Source organism: Amycolatopsis sp. cmx-4-83, assembly GCF_046548815.1.
Taxonomy (GTDB): Bacteria; Actinomycetota; Actinomycetes; order Mycobacteriales; family Pseudonocardiaceae; genus Amycolatopsis; species Amycolatopsis pretoriensis_A.
On sequence record NZ_JAEBEF010000012.1, the window covers coordinates 94,249 to 111,299 of the forward strand.

Annotated in this window: 15 protein-coding genes and 1 tRNA gene; 11 read left to right on the forward strand and 5 right to left on the reverse strand. The window is 70.4% G+C overall.

Translation table 11 applies throughout. The features are described 5' to 3' along the window. Positions 1-9: 9 nt before the first annotated feature. Together ACLJQM_RS34675 and ACLJQM_RS34680 are read left to right on the forward strand one after the other, a co-directional pair. Positions 10-756 carry a FadR/GntR family transcriptional regulator gene (locus ACLJQM_RS34675; RefSeq protein ID WP_410634590.1) on the forward strand — a complete coding sequence of 249 codons (747 nt, stop codon included), beginning with the start codon at positions 10-12 and terminating at the stop codon, positions 754-756. Positions 757-766: 10 nt separating this feature from the next. Continuing rightward, a complete protein-coding gene (locus ACLJQM_RS34680) occupies positions 767-1,807 on the forward strand; it encodes a patatin-like phospholipase family protein (protein WP_410634591.1) in 1,041 nt (346 codons plus the stop codon). On the opposite strand, the gene ACLJQM_RS34685 is transcribed toward ACLJQM_RS34680, so the two are convergent. The 4 genes from ACLJQM_RS34685 to ACLJQM_RS34700 all read right to left on the reverse strand — a co-directional run bounded on the left by ACLJQM_RS34685 (position 1,793) and on the right by ACLJQM_RS34700 (position 7,506). Next, positions 1,793-2,371, reverse strand: coding sequence for a class F sortase (locus tag ACLJQM_RS34685; RefSeq protein ID WP_360775271.1), 579 nt, complete (start codon positions 2,369-2,371; stop codon positions 1,793-1,795). The two genes, ACLJQM_RS34680 and ACLJQM_RS34685, sit on opposite strands and share 15 nt — an antisense overlap. Beyond that, the gene (locus ACLJQM_RS34690) at positions 2,368-3,114 is read right to left on the reverse strand and encodes a hypothetical protein (RefSeq protein WP_410634592.1); all 747 of its coding nucleotides are present in this window, start codon (positions 3,112-3,114) and stop codon (positions 2,368-2,370) included. Before ACLJQM_RS34690 ends, ACLJQM_RS34685 begins: the two co-directional genes overlap by 4 nt. Positions 3,115-3,173: 59 nt before the next feature. Beyond that, on the reverse strand, positions 3,174-4,214 hold the full coding sequence (locus ACLJQM_RS34695) for a trans-sulfuration enzyme family protein (protein WP_410634593.1): 1,041 nt from the start codon (positions 4,212-4,214) through the stop codon (positions 3,174-3,176). A gap of 73 nt (positions 4,215-4,287) precedes the next feature. Further along, positions 4,288-7,506 (reverse strand): penicillin acylase family protein, encoded by a 3,219-nt coding sequence (locus ACLJQM_RS34700; protein WP_410634594.1) that lies wholly within the window; start codon positions 7,504-7,506, stop codon positions 4,288-4,290. 140 nt (positions 7,507-7,646) lie between these two features. Here ACLJQM_RS34700 and ACLJQM_RS34705 point away from each other — a divergent pair, with 140 nt between their 5' ends. From ACLJQM_RS34705 to ACLJQM_RS34720, 4 genes are all read left to right on the forward strand, one after another. Then, complete coding sequence (locus ACLJQM_RS34705; protein ID WP_360775282.1) at positions 7,647-8,021, forward strand: FKBP-type peptidyl-prolyl cis-trans isomerase; 375 nt, start codon at positions 7,647-7,649, stop codon at positions 8,019-8,021. Between the two features lie 56 nt (positions 8,022-8,077). Then, on the forward strand, positions 8,078-8,833 hold the full coding sequence (locus tag ACLJQM_RS34710) for a S1 family peptidase (protein WP_410634597.1): 756 nt from the start codon (positions 8,078-8,080) through the stop codon (positions 8,831-8,833). Between the two features lie 89 nt (positions 8,834-8,922). Further along, positions 8,923-9,675 (forward strand): S1 family peptidase, encoded by a 753-nt coding sequence (locus ACLJQM_RS34715; protein ID WP_360775288.1) that lies wholly within the window; start codon positions 8,923-8,925, stop codon positions 9,673-9,675. A 115-nt stretch (positions 9,676-9,790) separates the two neighbouring features. Beyond that, positions 9,791-10,522 carry a S1 family peptidase gene (locus ACLJQM_RS34720; RefSeq protein WP_410634600.1) on the forward strand — a complete coding sequence of 244 codons (732 nt, stop codon included), beginning with the start codon at positions 9,791-9,793 and terminating at the stop codon, positions 10,520-10,522. A 166-nt stretch (positions 10,523-10,688) separates the two neighbouring features. Here the strand turns inward: ACLJQM_RS34720 and ACLJQM_RS34725 are convergent. Then, positions 10,689-10,771 (reverse strand) — tRNA-Leu (locus tag ACLJQM_RS34725). Between the two features lie 129 nt (positions 10,772-10,900). Here ACLJQM_RS34725 and ACLJQM_RS34730 point away from each other — a divergent pair. The 5 genes from ACLJQM_RS34730 to ACLJQM_RS34750 all read left to right on the forward strand — a co-directional run bounded on the left by ACLJQM_RS34730 (position 10,901) and on the right by ACLJQM_RS34750 (position 17,048). Continuing rightward, positions 10,901-12,139, forward strand: coding sequence for a DUF3662 and FHA domain-containing protein (locus ACLJQM_RS34730; RefSeq protein ID WP_360775292.1), 1,239 nt, complete (start codon positions 10,901-10,903; stop codon positions 12,137-12,139). A gap of 100 nt (positions 12,140-12,239) precedes the next feature. Beyond that, positions 12,240-12,701: an FHA domain-containing protein FhaB gene (locus ACLJQM_RS34735; protein ID WP_003079002.1), complete on the forward strand. Its 462-nt coding sequence runs from the start codon at positions 12,240-12,242 to the stop codon at positions 12,699-12,701. Then, positions 12,698-14,095, forward strand: a complete 1,398-nt coding sequence (locus ACLJQM_RS34740) for a PP2C family protein-serine/threonine phosphatase (protein ID WP_247016158.1) — start codon at positions 12,698-12,700, stop codon at positions 14,093-14,095. The genes ACLJQM_RS34735 and ACLJQM_RS34740 overlap by 4 nt, the downstream gene beginning before the upstream one ends. After that, a complete protein-coding gene (locus tag ACLJQM_RS34745; protein WP_247016160.1) occupies positions 14,095-15,582 on the forward strand; it encodes an FtsW/RodA/SpoVE family cell cycle protein in 1,488 nt (495 codons plus the stop codon). The genes ACLJQM_RS34740 and ACLJQM_RS34745 overlap by 1 nt, the downstream gene beginning before the upstream one ends. Then, positions 15,579-17,048, forward strand: a complete 1,470-nt coding sequence (locus ACLJQM_RS34750) for a peptidoglycan D,D-transpeptidase FtsI family protein (protein WP_360775296.1) — start codon at positions 15,579-15,581, stop codon at positions 17,046-17,048. Before ACLJQM_RS34745 ends, ACLJQM_RS34750 begins: the two co-directional genes overlap by 4 nt. Positions 17,049-17,051 lie beyond the last annotated feature (3 nt).

Sequence of the window (17,051 nt, forward strand, 5' to 3'; positions counted from 1 at the left end):
GGTCAAGGGATGCGGTTCGAACCGGTGGCTCCGGTCCGCGCGTACGAGCGGGTCGTCGAGCAGATCGAGCAGGCCGTGATCAGCGGCGAGCTCAAACCGGGCGAACGGCTGCCGAGCGAGCGCGAGCTGATGACGCAGTTCGGCGTCGGCCGCTCGACGATCCGGGAAGCCCTGCGCGTGCTGCAGGCCGCGGAAATGATCCGCTCGCGGCCCGGTGACCCGCGCGGACCCGAGGTGCTGGCCGCCTCCCCCGCCGCGTTGCACCGCTCGATGCACCGGCTCGCGCGGGCGAACCACGTCGGGCTCGCGGAACTCCTGCAGTTCCGGATGATCCTCGACGGCTCGGCCCACCTGCTCGCGGCCGAGCTGCGCACGGAAGACGACCTGGCCGGCCTCGACACGGCGCTGGAGTCCATGCGCGAAGGCGTCTCGCGCGGGTATGCGGAGTTCAGCCGCGCGGACGTCGCTTTCCACGAGGTTATCGCGCGGATCTCGCGCAACCCCCTGCTGGTGGTCAGCGAAGAAGTCGTCCGCGGGGTCGTGCTGGAACTGATCGAGGACAAGCTCGAGCACGCCAGCAACCGGACGTCGCTGATGCGCACCTGGCTCGCGCACCACGCCGAGGTGCTCGACGCGATCCGGTCCGCCGACGGCGCCGGTGCGGCGCACCTGGCCAAGCAGGCGTTGTACGACAACTACGCCGAATACGTCCCCGCACCGCAACGCCCGCTGCTGGCGCCGTTGCTGCGGTCCTAGACTCGGCCGGGTGGACGCGGCGAAACGGGACGGTGTCGGGCTCGCGCTTTCCGGGGGTGGTTACCGGGCGATGCTCTTCCACGCCGGCGCGCTCTGGCGCCTCAACGAACTCGGCTGGCTGCCGAAGCTGACCACCGTTTCCAGCGTTTCCGGCGGGTCGATCGCGGCCGGGGTGCTGGCGCACGCGTGGCACAAGCTGTACTTCGGCGAAGACGGCGTCGCGGAGAACTTCGGCAAGGAAGTCGTGCAGCCGCTGCGGAAACTGGCCCGCACGAACCTCGACGTCCCCGTGACGCTGAAGGCCATGCTCATGCCGTGGCGCAGCGCGGGCGAAGAGCTCGCAAGCCGGTACGCGAAGCACCTCTTCGGCGACTGCCGCCTCGCGGACCTCGACCCGGCCGGCCCGAACTTCGTCTTCACCGCGACCAGCCTGCAGGACGGCTCGCTGTGGTGGTTCTTCCGCCAAGCCGGGCCGCACGGGCAGATCCCGCTCGCGACCGCGGTGGCCGCGTCGTCGGCCTTCCCGCCGCTGCTCTCGCCGGTCGTCATCCCGGATCCGCACCAGCCCGACCGCAGGATCGTGCTCAGCGACGCCGGCGTGTACGACAACCTCGGCTTGGACCCGATCGAGAACCAGCGCGCGACCGTGCTGGTCAGCGACGCGGGCAAGAAGATGAAGCACGAGGAAAAGCCGAGCCACAACTGGCCGATGCAGATGTTCCGCGTGCTGACCGTGATGGACAACCAGGTCCGCGAGCTGCGCACCGGCTCACTGCTGAAGTCCTACCAGGACGAGCGGTTCGCCGGGACGTACTGGGCGACCTACAGCGACATCTCGCACTTCGACCTGCCCGACGCGCTGCCGGCGCCGGTCGAGCAGACCCGCGCGCTGGCCGTGACGAAGACGCGGCTCACCAGGATGCCGGAGCAGACGCAGGACCACCTGATCAACTGGGGTTACGCGGTGTGCGACGCCGGCATGCGGCGCTGGGTCTGCCCGGGAACCACGCTGAAGCCGGAGTTCCCGTACCCGGGTTCAGGCGTCGGCTAGGTTCGCGTAGACGACGATGTTGTCCCGGTAGGAGTGTTCGGCGTGGTCGAACGCGCCACCGCACGTGATCAGCCGCAGCTCGGGCTTGTCGCTGTTGCCGTACACGGCTTCGCGGGGGAACGTGTCCTTCGGGACCTGCGTGACGCGGTCGACGACGAACTTCAGCTTCTTGCCGTCGCTGCGGTCGACGTCCACTTCGTCGCCCGGCACGAGATCCTTGAGCTTGAAGAAGATTCCGGGCTTCTTGTCGCCGTCGACGTGGCCGAGCACGATCGCCGGGCCGACGTCCCCGGGCACCGGCGAGAGCTTGTACCAGGCCGCCTGCATCGGCGTGTGCACCGACGGGACGGAGATCGCGCCGTCGGGCTTGACCGCCACCGCGAGCAGGCTGGACTCCGCGCCGATCTTGGGGATCTTCACCGACGTCGGCCGGAGTCCCTTGAACGGCACCGTCACCGGCGCCGAAGGGGGCACCGGGGCGGCGGCTTTCGGCTGCTCCGGGGTGCTGCAGGCGGCGAGCGCCAGCACGAGGGCGAGTGCGGCACCCGCCCGCCGGGCGCTCACCAGGCCGTGCCGCCGAAGCCCGTCTCGACCCCGCCCTTGGGCGCGACCTTGACCTGGGCCTTCGGGGCGCTGTTGCCCGGCGCGGCCGACGTCGACGTCGTCGTGGCGGACGTCGCCGTGGTGACCGGGGCGGTGCTGGACGGCACGGTGCTCGAAGACGAAGTGCTGGTGCCCGGCGGCTGCTCCTGCTCGAACTCGACCACGCCGTTGCCCTCGACGCCGGCGCAGGTCCAGCTGAACTTCGCGGTCGTGGTGCCGGCCGGGGCGTCGACCACGCGCACGGAGTAGTTCCAGTAGCGGCCGTCGGCCTCGTCCTGGTCCGGGCCGCCGGTGACGCTCAGGTACTGGGTCGCGACGTCGCCCGGGCGCCCGGCCGCGCAGGCGATGACCAGGACGCCTTCGCCGCCGAGGCCGACGAACCCGTGCCCGACGTTGTCCTGGTAGTCGTCCTTGGGCGGCTCGCTCGTCGCCGTCGTGCTGGTGGTCGGGTCGGGGGCGTCGGTCTTCACCGGGCCGGTCACCGACGGCGTCGTGGTCGTCCCGGTGGTCTCCGAGGTGGACGGTGCCGTCGTCGTGGTCCCGGTCGTGCTCGGCGCGGTGGTGGTCGTCGTTTCGGACGACGTCGTCGTGGTCGTCTCCGGCGTGGTGGTGTCCGTCTGGGCCAGTGCGGCCGGTGCGGTGGCGGCGGTGATCAGCGCACCCGCGGACACGATGCCCGCGACCCGGCTCAGCGTTCTACCCACGACGGACTCCCAACGGCGAGGACTGCGATGCCGGACTATCGAGGCATCACCCGTCCGCGTTACTCCGGGAGGGCGAACCGCAGATCCCGCCAAAGGTCCTCGGGGTCCTCCAAACCGACGCTGAACCTGATGAGCCCGGGCGGCACGCGTTCCTCGCCAGCGAGCCAGGCCCGCCGTTCGACCAGGCTTTCGACGCCGCCGAGGCTGGTCGCCGACCGGATCAGCCGGACGCCCGCGCAGAAGGCGTCGGCCGTCTCGGCGTCGGCCAGGTCGAACGCGACCATCATCCCGAAGCCCGGGTACCGCACGCGCCGGACGGCGGGGTGCCCGGCGAGGCGCCCGGCCAGCAGCGCGGCGGTGCGGGACTGCTCCGCCAGCCGGACCGGCATGGTCCGCAGGCCGCGCAGGGCGAGCCACGCCTCCAGCGCGCCCGGCGTCGACCCGACGCGGGTCCGCGCGCCCTTCAGCTCCTCGGCGACCGCCGGGTCCTTGGCCACGGTGATGCCGAGCAGCAGGTCGCTGTGCCCGCCGATGGCCTTGGTCGCGCTGTGCACGACGACGTCGGCGCCGAGTTCGAGCGGCCGCTGCAGCAACGGCGTCGCGAAGGTGTTGTCGACGACGACCCGCCCGCGCGCGGCGGCGGCGATGGTCTCGATCGCCATCACGTCGAGGGTGGGGTTGGTCGGCGACTCGAGCCAGACCAGGTCGGCGGTCGCGGCCTCGGCGACCCAGGCGTCGGTGTCGGTCGGCTCGAGCTCGGTGACGGCGAGCTTGCCGAGCTTCTGCGCGTGGGCCAGCACCCCGCGCGTCACGGCGTAGCTGAACGTCGGCACGACGACCCGCGACCCGACCGGCAGCAGGTCCAGCACGGCGGAGAGGGTGGCGACGCCGGACGCGAACGCCGTCGCGTACCCGCCTTCCAGCGCCCCGACGGCTTCTTCGAGGGCCAGCCAGGTCGGCGTGCCGTCCCCGCGCGCGTACACGAAATCGCCACCGGCCTGGTACGTGCTGGTGGCGACGAGCGGAGTGTTGAGGGGTTCGCCGGGGCCGTGCGGGCGGCCGGCCGCGATGGCCTTGGTGCGAGGCGTCCAGTCGTCCATGCGATCACGGTAACCCGCGACTCGGGTGGGGAGGCCGGGCCGCCCGCGCGTCCGCGAACGGCCCGGCCTGGTCTCAGTGGGCGTACACCTCGAACTCGTAGAGCGAGTAGCCGTACTTCGTGCCGCGCTGGACGCCCTGCAGCTTGACGAACCGGGCCTGCGTCGCGGCGAACGAGACGTTGTCCTGCCCGCCGTCGCCGTCGGTCACCGAAGCCGCGTCCGTCCAGTTCACCGCGTCCGGGGAGAGCTGGATCCGGTAGCTCTTCCCGTACGCCTTCTCCCAGCTCAGCAGCACCCGGCTGACCGGCTGGACCGACCCGAGGTCGACGGTGATCGCCTGGTCGTCGCTCCAGTCGCTGGCCCAGCGGGTCGAGGCGTTGCCGTCGATCGCGTTCGACACCGGCGAGTTGTAGAGGCCGGTCTCGGCGCTGGTGGCGCTGACCGTCTTCCCCGGCGCGAGGTTGGCGATGTTGTCGCCGCGGTGCGCGGAGTACTCGACGACCTGCTGGAACGTCGGGCGGTTCTGCCAGCTGATCTTGTCCTGCGTGATGCCGCCCAGCGGGTTGTGGACGATCGTGTCGGCGCACCACTGGTCACCGGCCGAGCAGGACGCGTCGCCGGGGTAGACGGTGCCGGCGGCCTGGCCGGCGGCGGTGGTCAGCGAGTCGACGAGCGCCTGGCGGCACGTCGTGACGTTGCCGGCGCCGCAGAACGTCTGGCCGAGCGGGCCGGCCACCGGCTGGCCGAGCACCTGCCGGATGTCCTTGCTGACGTAGCCCCACCAGCCGACCTGGAACGACGAGCCCTTGTGCGGCTGGCCGGTGTGCTGCCCGTTGCCGTTCTGCCAGCCGGACGGGCTTTCGTTGATGCCGATCACGCCGGTCATCGCGTTGTAGGCGTCGTCGCCCATGCCCGGCTTGAACTCGGCCTGGACGAGCAGCGGCCACCAGGCGTCGAAGATGCGGATCGCGTCGGCGTCCGCGTACGCCTTGCTGCCCGGCGAAGTCTCCGTGCGCTTGTGGCCGTTGACCAGCCACGCTTTGAGCTTCGCCTCGGCGTCGGCGGCCGCCCCGGTGGTCGGCGTCTTGTCGAGCACCTGCAGCAGCAGCGGCAGGACGCGCTCGGCGCGCAGGTCGGCCAGCGCGGCGTCCTCCATCGCCTGGGTCAGGTTGACCCGGGTGACCTTGGTGCCGGTGAGGATCATCGTCTTCACGCGCGTGTCGAGCAGGTCGACGCGGTGCACGGCGGACTTGTCCGCGCCGGCGGCCGCGTAGCCGTTGGCCTGCGCGTTGTTCCAGCTGACGTAGTAGTCCTGGTTGACCGACTGCGGGTGCTGCGACGCCGGCGTGTAGGTCGCGACGTTGCCCGCCGGGTTCCAGCCGTTCCAGTCGTGGCCCTGGTCGCCCCACACCGGCATGTTCGGGTCCACATCGGACTGCCGCGACGGGTTGCTCCCCGAGTTGAAGTACGCGATGTCCTTCGAGTCGGCGTAGAACCAGTTGAACGTGTAGTTGATGTCGGCCGCGGCCTTCTGGAAGTCCGCCGCGGACTTGACGAAGCCCGGGTCGTTCAGCTCCTGGAAGCCGATCAGCGAGTCGACCTCGTGGAAGTACGACGAGCGCAGCGCCGCGTAGGCCACCGGCTTGCCGCCGACGGTCGCCCGGCTCTGCACCGGCCCGTACTTCGTCCGGTAGCTGCGCAAGGTGTACGAACCCGCCGCGGTCCCGTCGGCCACCGTCGGCTTCCAGGCGTTCTTGACCTCGACGGTCTCCATCGGGATGCACTGGCCTTGCCAGGTGTAGTAGTTCGAGTCCTTCGTCGGCGCCTTGCCGCTCGGGTCGCACAGCGTCAGCGCGTAGGTGTCGATGATGTCCTGCGCCGACGTCGTCGCGCTCCACGAATAGTCCTGGCCGCGGCCGAGGAGCGTGTACATGCTCAGGCCGGCGAAGGCCGCGCCGCGCGAGCTGATGCCCGGGCCCTGCAGTTCCTGCAACAGCAGCAGCTGCGGGGCGAAGTACCCGGTCTGCGGGCCGAACACGGCGACCGGGTGGCCGCTGGCGGTCTTCGCGCCGGAGACGAGCAACGCGTTCGACATGCCGTGCTTCTCGCTGAGCATGTTGCCCGGCAGCACGCCGCCTTCGAACATGCCGCGGGCGGGCTCCTGGTCGGCGGGCGCGGCGACGTCCACAGTGGACGGTGTCGCGGTCGAGGCCGAGCCGGTCTTGTCGAACACGAGCTGCTGCCCGGTCACCGAACCCTTGTCCGGCATCGCCCGGCCGGCCGCGTTGGCCGGCGTCTTGCCGTACGGGAAGGTCTGGCCGTCGTGCAGTGTCTTGACGGCTTCGGGGTCGTCCTCCGAGCGGAGGCTCTGCCACACCTTCTCGCCCTGGACGACGCCGTACTTCTCCTGCATCGCGAGCTTCGCGATGGCGTTCTGCACCTCGCCGCCGCCGCCCGCGCCGAACTCGGCGCCGACCAGCGAGGCGAGCGCGACCAGGTCGGTCAGCTTGAACGGGTCGATCGACCCGGCGTTGGTGATCGCGTCGACGTGCCCGGTGAGCACGTACTCGCCCGGGAAGTACCGGCCGCTGTAGGAGTCGCTGATGTACTTGTTGATGCCGTCGACGTAAGCCTGCGCGTCGGCGAGGCCCTGCGCGCCGCGCGGGCCGTTGCTCGCGACGCGGTCGATCTGCTGCTGCAGCTCGGCTTCGGTGTACGGCGCGTTCGAGAAGAACTGCTGCTCCAGCTCGCGGTTGGCCTCCGCGCCGCCGGCGAACGGGGTGACCTGCCCGCGCGCGGCGTGGCGCAGGACGTCCATCAGCCACAGCCGGTCCTGCGCGGCGGCGTACCCGGCGCCGAACTCGGTGCCGGACCGGGTGGTGCCGGTGATGTGCGGGACGCCGAGGGCCTTGTCCCGCACGATCGTCACGTCGGAGCGCGGCTTGGTCGTGCTCGCGACCTGGTCGGCGGCGACGCCGAACGACGAGTCGTTGAAGTACTGGTTGATCGCGCCGGTGGTCAGCGTCTGGTAGCCGTTGGCCAGGGAGGAGTACTTCCCGAGCTGGTCGGCCGAGTGCGCCGGACGGGTACCGAGCACCTTGTGCGCCAGGATTTCCGCGAGGGTGGCGCTGCCCTGTTCGCCGGGCGGCAGGATGTCGCTGCACTGCCCGCCGCAGTAGTCGTCGGGCGACGCGGCCGCCTGCGCGGCCGGCGCGGTGACGGCGACTTGGGTCAGCCCGGCCACGAGGGCCCCCAGCGCCGTGAAGGTCAAGGCTCGGATGCCTCGTCGCATACCGGGCTCCCCTCAGCTCAGAAGAGTGACGAAGCGCACGCTACCGAGCAGTAGGACAAGTGTGAAGAGTTTTCGCGTTTTTCCCTCCTTGGGCGTAGGCCGATCGGCGCAGCCCCTCACGCGTGGGTACGGTGAGGCCCATGACCTTGGAAAAGCCCCAAATCGACCGCCCGGACGGCCCTGCGCCGGCCGACCTCGAGATCACCGACATCACCGTCGGTGACGGCGCCGAAGCCACGGCCGGCACCACCGTCACCGTGCACTACGTCGGTGTTTCGCACGCCACGGGCGCGCAGTTCGACGCCTCGTGGGACCGAGGCGAGCCGCTGCGCTTCGGCCTGGGCGCCGGCCAGGTCATCGCCGGCTGGGACCAGGGTGTCGCGGGCATGAAGATCGGCGGACGGCGCAAGCTCGTCATCCCGCCGCACCTGGCCTACGGCGACCGCGGCGCGGGCGGCGTCATCAAGCCCGGCGAGACCTTGATCTTCGTCGTCGACCTGGTCGGTGTGAACTAGGTTGTCCGGCGGTGGCGGGAAGTGCTCGCCACCGCCGACCCGCACAGGGGGATCCGATGCGCGCTCGCGCACTCCTTTCCGCAACCTTCTTCGCGCTCGCCGCGGCGGTCGTGACCGCGGCACCGGCTTCGGCCGTGGCCAACGGCGCCGACGTCCCGCAGGGGACGTTCAAGTTCGCCGCGAAGCTCACCATGACCGACATCCCGAAGCCCGACGGCAGCAAGTACAACAGCGCCTGCTCGGGTTCCCTGATCGCCAAGAAGTGGATCATCACCGCCGGCCACTGCTTCCACGACGCGGCCCGCAACCCGGTCTCCGGCCCGGTGCCGTACCCGACGTCCGTGCTGCTGGGCACCACCACCGTGGACAAGCCGGGCGTCACCCGCAACGTCGTGACGGTGTACCAGTCGCCGAGCAACGACATCGCGATCGCGGAGCTCGACAAGGCCGTGTCCGGCATCGAGCCGCTGACGATCAACCGCAGGACGCCGGTGGTGGACCAGAAGGTCGTGCTGGCGGGCTGGGGCAGCCTCACCGCCGTCGACCCGACTCCGGGCACGAAACTCCAGCAGGGCCTGATGAAGGTGGCCACGGTCGACCCGCAGTACGTCGGCGTGAAGGGTTTCGCCCCGACGTCGACGACGAGCGCCTGCACCTACGACTCCGGTGCGCCGTACTTCGTCCCGGCGGGCAAGAACGGCGGCCGTCTGGTGTCCGTCGAAAGCGACGGACCGGACTGCCCGCACGACCAGGCCGAAACCACCGCGCGCGTCGACGTCGTGGCGGACTGGATCGCTTCGCACTTGGGCTGAACGGCGTCTTTTCCCGCGCCTCGGCGTCACTACCCTCGAAAGTGATCACCGGCCTTCGACCGCCGGTGCGTGACAAGGGGGATCCACCGATGCGCGTACGCGCTGTGTTCTCTGCTGTCCTTTTGACGCTGGCCGCCGGCCTCGCCACGGCGGGGCCGGCTTCGGCCGTGGCGAACGGTTCCGACGTCCCCGCGGGGACGTTCAAGTTCGCCGCGAAGCTGACCATGACGAACATCCCGAAGCCCGACGGGACGAAGTACAACAGCGCGTGCTCCGGCGCGCTGATCGCGGCGAAGTGGATCATCACCGCCGGGCACTGCTTCCACGACGCCAACCGCAACCGCGTCTCCGGCCCGGTGCCGTACCCGACGTCGGTGCTGCTGGGCACGGTCAACCAGAGCACGCCGGGCGTGACGCGCAACGTCGTCACCGTGTACCAGGCGAGCGCCAACGACATCGCGATCGCGACCCTCGACGCGGACGTCACCGGCATCACGCCGCTGACGGTCAACCGCGTCACGCCGTCGGTCGGGCAGCTGCTGACGCTCGCCGGCTGGGGCAGCCTCACCGCCACCAACCCGGCGCCGTCGACGAAGCTGCAGCAGGGCACGGTGAAGGTCGGCCAGGTGGCCACCTCGACGCTCGGCGTGCAGGGCGTCGCCCCGACGACGACCACGAGCGCGTGCGTGTACGACTCGGGCGCGCCGTACTTCGTCGCGGGCGGCACCGGCGGGCAGCTGGTGTCCGTCGAGTCGACCGGCCCGGACTGCCCCCACAACCAGCTCGAGACGACCTCCCGGGTGGACGTCGTAGCGGACTGGATCGCTTCGCACCTCGGCTGACCACCGTCCGGGCGTCACCCGGGTACGACATCGGGTGACGCCCGGCCAGGGAATTCCCCGCGGGCCGCGGCGGCCCTAACGTCGAACGTCGATGTCGACTCGACGAAGGGGAAGAATGCGCCTGCGCGCCCTGCTCGCCGCTGCTGTCCTGACCATCACCACCGCACCGACGGCCTGGGCCGTCGCCCACGGCACCGACGTCCCACCGGGGCAGTTCGGGAACGTCGCGAAGCTTTCGATGACGAAGATCCCGCGCCCGGACGGCTCCACGTACAGCAGCTATTGCACCGGCGCGCTGATCGCACCGGCCTGGGTGCTGACGACCGGGCACTGCTTCCACGACGCCAACCGCAACCGCGTCGCGGGCAAGGTCCCGTACCCGACGACGGTGACGCTGGGCCTGGTCGACGAAGCGGTCGAATCGGGCGTGGCCCGCAAGGCGACCGAGGTCCTCCAGGCGAAGGAGAACGACGTCGCGCTGATCCGCCTGGACACCCCGGTGACGACGGTGCCCCCGCTGGCGGTGAGCCGCGCGGTCCCGAAGGTCGGCCAGCAGCTGACCCTGGCCGGCTGGGGCAGCCTGACGGGCACCGACCCCAAGCCGGCGACCCGCATGCAGCAGGGCACGGTGGCGGTGGCGAAGGTGGACCCGGCCACGCTGGGCGTCCGCGGCGCGGCCCCGGAGATCACGACGAGTGCGTGCACGTACGACTCGGGAGCCCCGTACTTCACGGGCGGCAAACTGGTCGCCCTGGAGGCAACGGGCCCGGGCTGCCCCCACGCAGGCATCGAAACAACAAGCCGAGCGGACGTGATAGCGGACTGGATAGCCACCCACACGGCTTAACTTCGCCCAGGGCGAACAAGCCCCCCCGGCCCCGTGACATTCCCCACCGGACCACGCTGGAAGCCGCACGCGAGGCACCGTGGGGGGTCCGGGGGGCTCGGCCCCCCGGGGGAGATAGGGCCAACGGGAAAGGGGCCCCGGCGTCAGCCGGGGCCCCTGAACAGCGTGGGCGAGGAGGGAGTTGAACCCTCACGTCCTTTCGGACACACGGACCTGAACCGTGCGCGTCTGCCATTCCGCCACTCGCCCGAGTGCTTCTCTGACAGCGAGGAGAAGACTAGCAGGTGGTTTGAACGGGTTTCACCGGGGGCCGTGTAGAGGCTCGCTCACCCGGATAGGATCGATGCGGAAGCACGAGCGTGAAGGAGGTTTTCCCCGGTGGGCCGCGCCGAGAGATTCGACAGGCGACTCGAGAACCTGGTGGGGAACACTTTCGCGCGCATGTTCGGTGGCAACGTCGTCACGCAGGAAGTGGCGATCGCCCTGGAGCGGGAGAGTGAGGAGAACGTTCGTGAGCTGGCAGGCGGTCGGCAGCTCGCCCCGAATCACTACATCGTGTCCTTGGGGACGGCTGACCACGAGCGCATGGCCGGTGACGAGCAGCGGGTCACCCAGGTGCTGGCCGAGGCGGTGGCGGAACACCTCGCCGCCGAAGGCCTGGACACCTATGGTGACGTCGTCGTATCACTCGAGCGCAACGAGGCGCTGCATACTGGACAGTTCAAGACCCGTTCGTCCGTCGATCCCGACGCCCGCCCCGCGGCCGCCGGTTCACCGCGGTCGGCACGACCCAGCAACGCAGGAGACCCAGCAATGAGCCAGCCCCCCGGCTACGGCCAATACGACCAGGGTGACCCGTACGGCCAGCAGGGCCAGTACGGCTACGGACAGCAGGGTGGCCAGCAGCCCGGGTACGACCAGGGTTATGGCCAGCAGCAGGGCGGCTACGACCAGTACGGCCAGCAGCAGCCGGGTGGTGGTTACGACCAGTACGGCCAGCAGCAGCAGGCCGGTTACGACCAGGGCGGCTACGCCCAGCCCCAGCAGGGTGGCTACGACCAGTACGGCGGCCAGCAGCAGCCGGGCTACGACCAGGGCGGCTACGCCCAGCCCCAGCAGGGCGGTTACGACCAGGGCGGCTACGCCCAGCCCCAGCAGGGTGGCTACGACCAGTACGGCGGCCAGCAGCAGGGCGGGTACGACCAGTACGGCGGCCAGCAGCAGGCCGGGTACGACCAGTACGGCCAGCAGCAGGCGTACGGCCAGCCGGCCGCCGACCCGTACGCGCAGCAGCAGGGCGGCTACGCCCCGCCCGCGGCGGGCCGTCAGCTCGCGGCGAGCCTGCAGCTGGACGACGGCTCGAACCGCACGTACTCGCTGAAGCAGGGCGGGAACGTCGTGGGCCGCGGCCAGGACGCGGACTTCCGCCTCCCGGACACCGGTGTCTCCCGCCGGCACCTGGAGATCACCTGGGACGGCCAGAGCGCGACGCTCGCCGACATCGGTTCGACCAACGGCACGACCGTGAACGGGACTCCGGTCCAGACCTGGCAGCTCGCCGACGGCGACGTCATCCGGGTGGGCCATTCGTCCCTCGTGTTCCGTACACAGGGCTGACTCGGGGCACGGAATACTGTTCCCGCAGAATTGACGTGCGGGGGGACCGCGGCGTACCCGCGCCGCGGCTGCACGGACGAGTCGGGAGCGGACACACCAAGTGCCAGAGCTGGTCGTACAACTCACCAGGGTGGGCTTCCTCGTGCTGCTCTGGCTCTTCGTGTTCGCCGCGCTCAGAGTCGTCCGCTCGGACCTCTACGCGGCATCGGGCATGCGCGTCCAGGTTCCGACCTTCGGGCGCAAGAAGGAGAAGAAGCCGCGCAACAGCAAGTCCCCGCAGCAGCTGCTGGTCACCCACGGCGCACTGGCGGGGACGCGCATCGCGCTGGACGGCCGGCCGATCCTGATCGGCCGGGCCGACGACTCCACGTTGGTGCTCGACGACGACTACGCGTCGACCCGGCACGCGCGGATCGCCCAGCGCGGTGAGGACTGGTACGTGGAAGATCTGGGCTCGACGAACGGGACGTATCTCGACCGGGCTAAGGTCACTGCACCCCTCCGGGTCCCGCTCGGAGTCCCCATCCGGATCGGCAAGACGGTGATCGAGCTTCGCCCATGACTCTCGTCCTCCGCTACGCAGCCCGCAGCGACCGGGGCCTGGTGCGTTCGAGCAACCAGGACTCCGTGTACGCCGGCCCTCGCCTGCTCGCGCTCGCCGACGGGATGGGTGGCCACGCGGCGGGTGAAGTGGCCAGCAAGGTCGTCATCGCCTCCCTCGCTCCCCTCGACGACGACGAACCGCGCGACGACCTCCTCGCCCAGCTCCGGGAGGCGGTGGCCAACGGCAACGCCGCCATCGCCGAACTCGTCTCGCAGGACCCCGATCTCGACGGCATGGGCACGACGCTCACCGCGGTGCTCTTCGCGGGCACGCGCCTGGGCCTGGTGCACGTCGGCGACTCGCGGGCGTACCTGCTCCGTGGCGGTCAGTTCGCGCAGATCACGCGCGACGACAGCTTCGTCAACGAACTCCTCGAACAGGGCCGCATCACGCCGGAAGAGGCGGCGGTGCACCCGCAGCGGTCGCTGCTGCTCAAGGCGCTCACCGGGCACGAGGTGGAACCGAGCCTGACCGTGCGCGAAGCCCGCGCCGGCGACCGGTACCTGATCTGCTCGGACGGCCTGTCCGGCATGGTCAGCGACGAGACGCTCACCGAAGCCGTGCAGATCCCGGACCCGCAGCAGTGCGCGGACCGGATGATCGAGCTGGCGCTCAAGGGCGGCGGCACGGACAACGTGACCGTGATCATCGCCGACGTGGTCGACGTCGACTTCGGCGAGGACGCGCCCATCGTGGGCGGCGCCGCCGGGGACGGCAGCGACGAGCTGCACCAGGGCGATTCGCCCGCGGCGCGGGCCAGGGCGCTGACCCAGCCGCCGCCACAGCAGCGCCCGGAGCTCCCGCAGCCGACCGAAGATCCGAAAGCCAAGCGCCGGAAGCGGTTCCGCTGGCTCGCCGGCGCACTGGTGGTCCTGGTGGTGCTCGCCGCGGCCGCCATCGCCACCCGGTACTTCGTGCTGAGTCAGTACTATGTCGGCGAAGGTGCGGACGAGGAAGTCGTGATCTACCGCGGCGTCCCCGGCAGCATCCTCGGCATCGACCTGCACACCTACGAGCAGGGCTCCTGCCCGCCCAACCAGGTGTGCACGGACAAGCTGCGCGTCGACCAGCTCCAGGAGGACGCGCGGCTGGCGGTGCAGAACGGCGTCAAGAAGGACAGCCTCGACGACGCCCGGAAGTACATCGACGACTTCCTGCAGCTGCACAAGCGCCTGAACAACTGCGCGCCGACGGGCGGTCAGACCTCGCCGACGCCGACCAACCCGGTCTCGCCGACGACGACTCCGACGGCACCGGCCGGTTCCACCGCTCCATCGTCGGCGAACCAGCCAGCGGGGAGGGACTGCTCGACGCCGAGTTCGACGGCACCGACGACGGGAGGCGGTAACTGATGGGCCAGCCCGTCGCGCGTTCCGCCGAGCCGCTCGCCGCGCAGTTCCAGACGAACCCGCCGCGCGAGGTCCCGACCCGGCGCAACACCGAGCTCGTCCTGCTGGGCTTCGCGGCGTTCATCGTCACGATCGCGCTGGTGCTCGTCGAGGCGAACCAGGAGCAGGAGCTCACCGCCTCGATCCTCTGGCTCGGGCTGGCCTACCTCGGCATCTTCGCCGCCGCGCACCTCGCCGTCCGCAAGTGGGCGCCGTACGCGGATCCGGTGCTGCTCCCCTGCGTCGCGCTGCTCAACGGCATCGGCCTGGTGATGATCCACCGGATCGACCTGGCGCTGGCCGAGCGGGCCCTGCAGAACGGCAAGGACTACACGCCCGCCGTCACCGCGCAGGTCCTGTTCACGGTGATCTCGCTGGTGTTCTTCGTCGCCGTGCTGGTCGTGGTCAACGACCACCGCACCCTGACCCGCTACGGCTACACCGCGGGCCTGGTCGGGATCGTCGCGCTGGCGCTGCCCGCGCTGCTGCCGTCGAGCCTCTCCGAGGTCAACGGCGCCAAGGTGTGGCTGAAGCTGCCGTTCTTCTCGATCCAGCCGGGCGAGTTCGCGAAGATCCTGCTGATGGTCTTCTTCGCTTCGTTCCTGGTGTCGAAGCGGGACCTGTTCATGGTGGCGGGAAAGCGGCTCGTCGGCGTCGAGCTGCCGCGCGCCCGCGACCTCGGCCCGATCCTCATCGCCGCGTTCGTCTGCATCGGCATCCTGGTGTTCGAGAAGGACCTCGGCACCTCGCTGCTGTTCTTCAGCGTCATCCTGGTGATGCTGTACGTCGCGACCGAGCGGGCCATCTGGGTCGTCCTCGGCCTGAGCTTCTTCGCGGTCGGCTGCGTCATCGCGTACAACCTCTTCGGGCACGTGCAGCAGCGCGTCGCGAACTGGCTGGACCCGCTGGCCACCTACGACGAGGCGGGCGGCGGTTACCAGCTCGCCCAAGGCCTGTTCGGGCTCGGCACCGGCGGCGTCGGCGGCACCGGGCTCGGCGCCGGCCGGCCGGACATGGTGCCCGAGGCCAACACCGACTTCATCACCGCGTCGATCGGCGAAGAGCTCGGCTTCATCGGGCTGGCCGCCGTCCTGATGCTGTACTTGCTGGTCGCGATGCGCGGCATGCGCAGCGCGCTCGCGGTGCGCGACACGTTCGGCAAGCTGCTCGGCGGCGGGCTCGCGTTCACCATGGTCATGCAGATCTTCGTCGTCGTCGGCGGGGTCACGAAACTCATCCCGGAGACCGGTATCACCGCGCCCTTCCTGTCCAAGGGCGGCTCGTCGCTGCTCGCGAACTACATCCTGGTCGCGCTGCTGCTCCGGATCTCCGACGCCGCCCGCAAGCCGGCCGCCCGCCCGAAGCCGCAGCAGCAGCCCCAGGCGCCGATCGCGGAAGCGCACACCGTGCTCGTGCAGCGCCCGCCGGCGGACGGGGGCGCGCAGGCATGAACACCCCGCTCCGCAAGGTCGGCATGGCGATGCTCGTCATGGTCGTCCTGCTGCTGGCCAACGCCACCTACATCCAGGTGGTGAAGGCCGACGACTACCGCACCGACTCGCGCAACGCGCGCGTGCTCTACGACGAGTTCGCCCGCCAGCGCGGCAAGATCGTGTCGCAGGCCAACGGCGAGGTGCTGGCCAGCGTCGACCCGTCCAACGACAAGTACAAGTACATCCGGACCTACGCCGACGGCCCGATGTACGCGCCGGTCACCGGCTACTACTCGATCAACTACGGCGCCGGCGGCCTCGAGCGCTCCGAGGACGACGTCCTGAACGGCTCCGACCCGCGGCTGTTCGTGCGGCGGCTCTCGGACATGGTCACCGGCCGCGACCCCAGCGGCGGCAACGTCCGGCTGACCATCGACCCGGCCGTGCAGAAGGCCGCGTACGACCTGATGACGCAAAAGGGCTACACCGGCTCCGTCGTCGCGCTGGAGCCGAAGACCGGCCGGATCCTGGCGATGGTCTCGACGCCGTCGTACGACCCGAACAAGCTGGCTTCGCACACGTCGAAGGCGCAGACCGACGCCTGGAACGCGAACAACAAAGACCCGAAGAAGCCCATGCTGAACCGGGCGATCTCCGAGACCTACCCGCCGGGTTCGACGTTCAAGCTCGTCACCGCGGCGGCCGTGCTCGAGGACGGCAAGGGCCCGGACACCCCGGTCGACCCGGCGCCGAACACGAAGCTCCCCGGCACCAGCGTGACGCTGGAGAACTACGCCGGCGCCGCGTGCCCGGGCACCACGTTCAAGGACGCGCTCGCGCACTCCTGCAACGTGCCGTTCGCGCAGTTCGCCGGCCAGCTCGGCGCGGACAAGATGAAGAAGACGGCGGCGAACTTCGGCATCGGGCAGACCGACCTGACCGTGCCGATGAAGGTCGCGCCGTCGACGGTCGGCCCGCTCGACTCGCAGGGCGCGCTCTACCAGAGCGGCATCGGCCAGCGCGACGTCCGGCTCACGCCACTGCAGGACTGCCTGCTCGCGGCCACCGTGGCCAACGGCGGGATGGCGATGAAGCCGCAGCTCGTGCAGTCGGTGCTGGCGCCGGACCTGTCGACCATCGAGGACTACAGCCCCACCGAGCTCACCGGCACGGCGGCACTTTCGTCGTCGAACGCCGCGATCCTCAAGGACATGATGATCGCTTCCGAGGGCTTCACCAAGGGCGGCGGCAAGCGCCCGGACATCCAGATCGCGTCGAAGACCGGAACCGCCGAACACGGCACGGACTCCAAGAACACCGCACCGCACGCCTGGTACACCGGTTTCGCCCCGGCGAACGACCCGCAGATCGCGGTCGCCGTCATCGTCGAAGACGGCGGCAACCGCGGGCTCGCGGCCACCGGCGGTACCGTCGCGGCGGAAATCGGCCGCGCGGCGATCAACGCCAAGCTCGGGGGTGGATAGCGG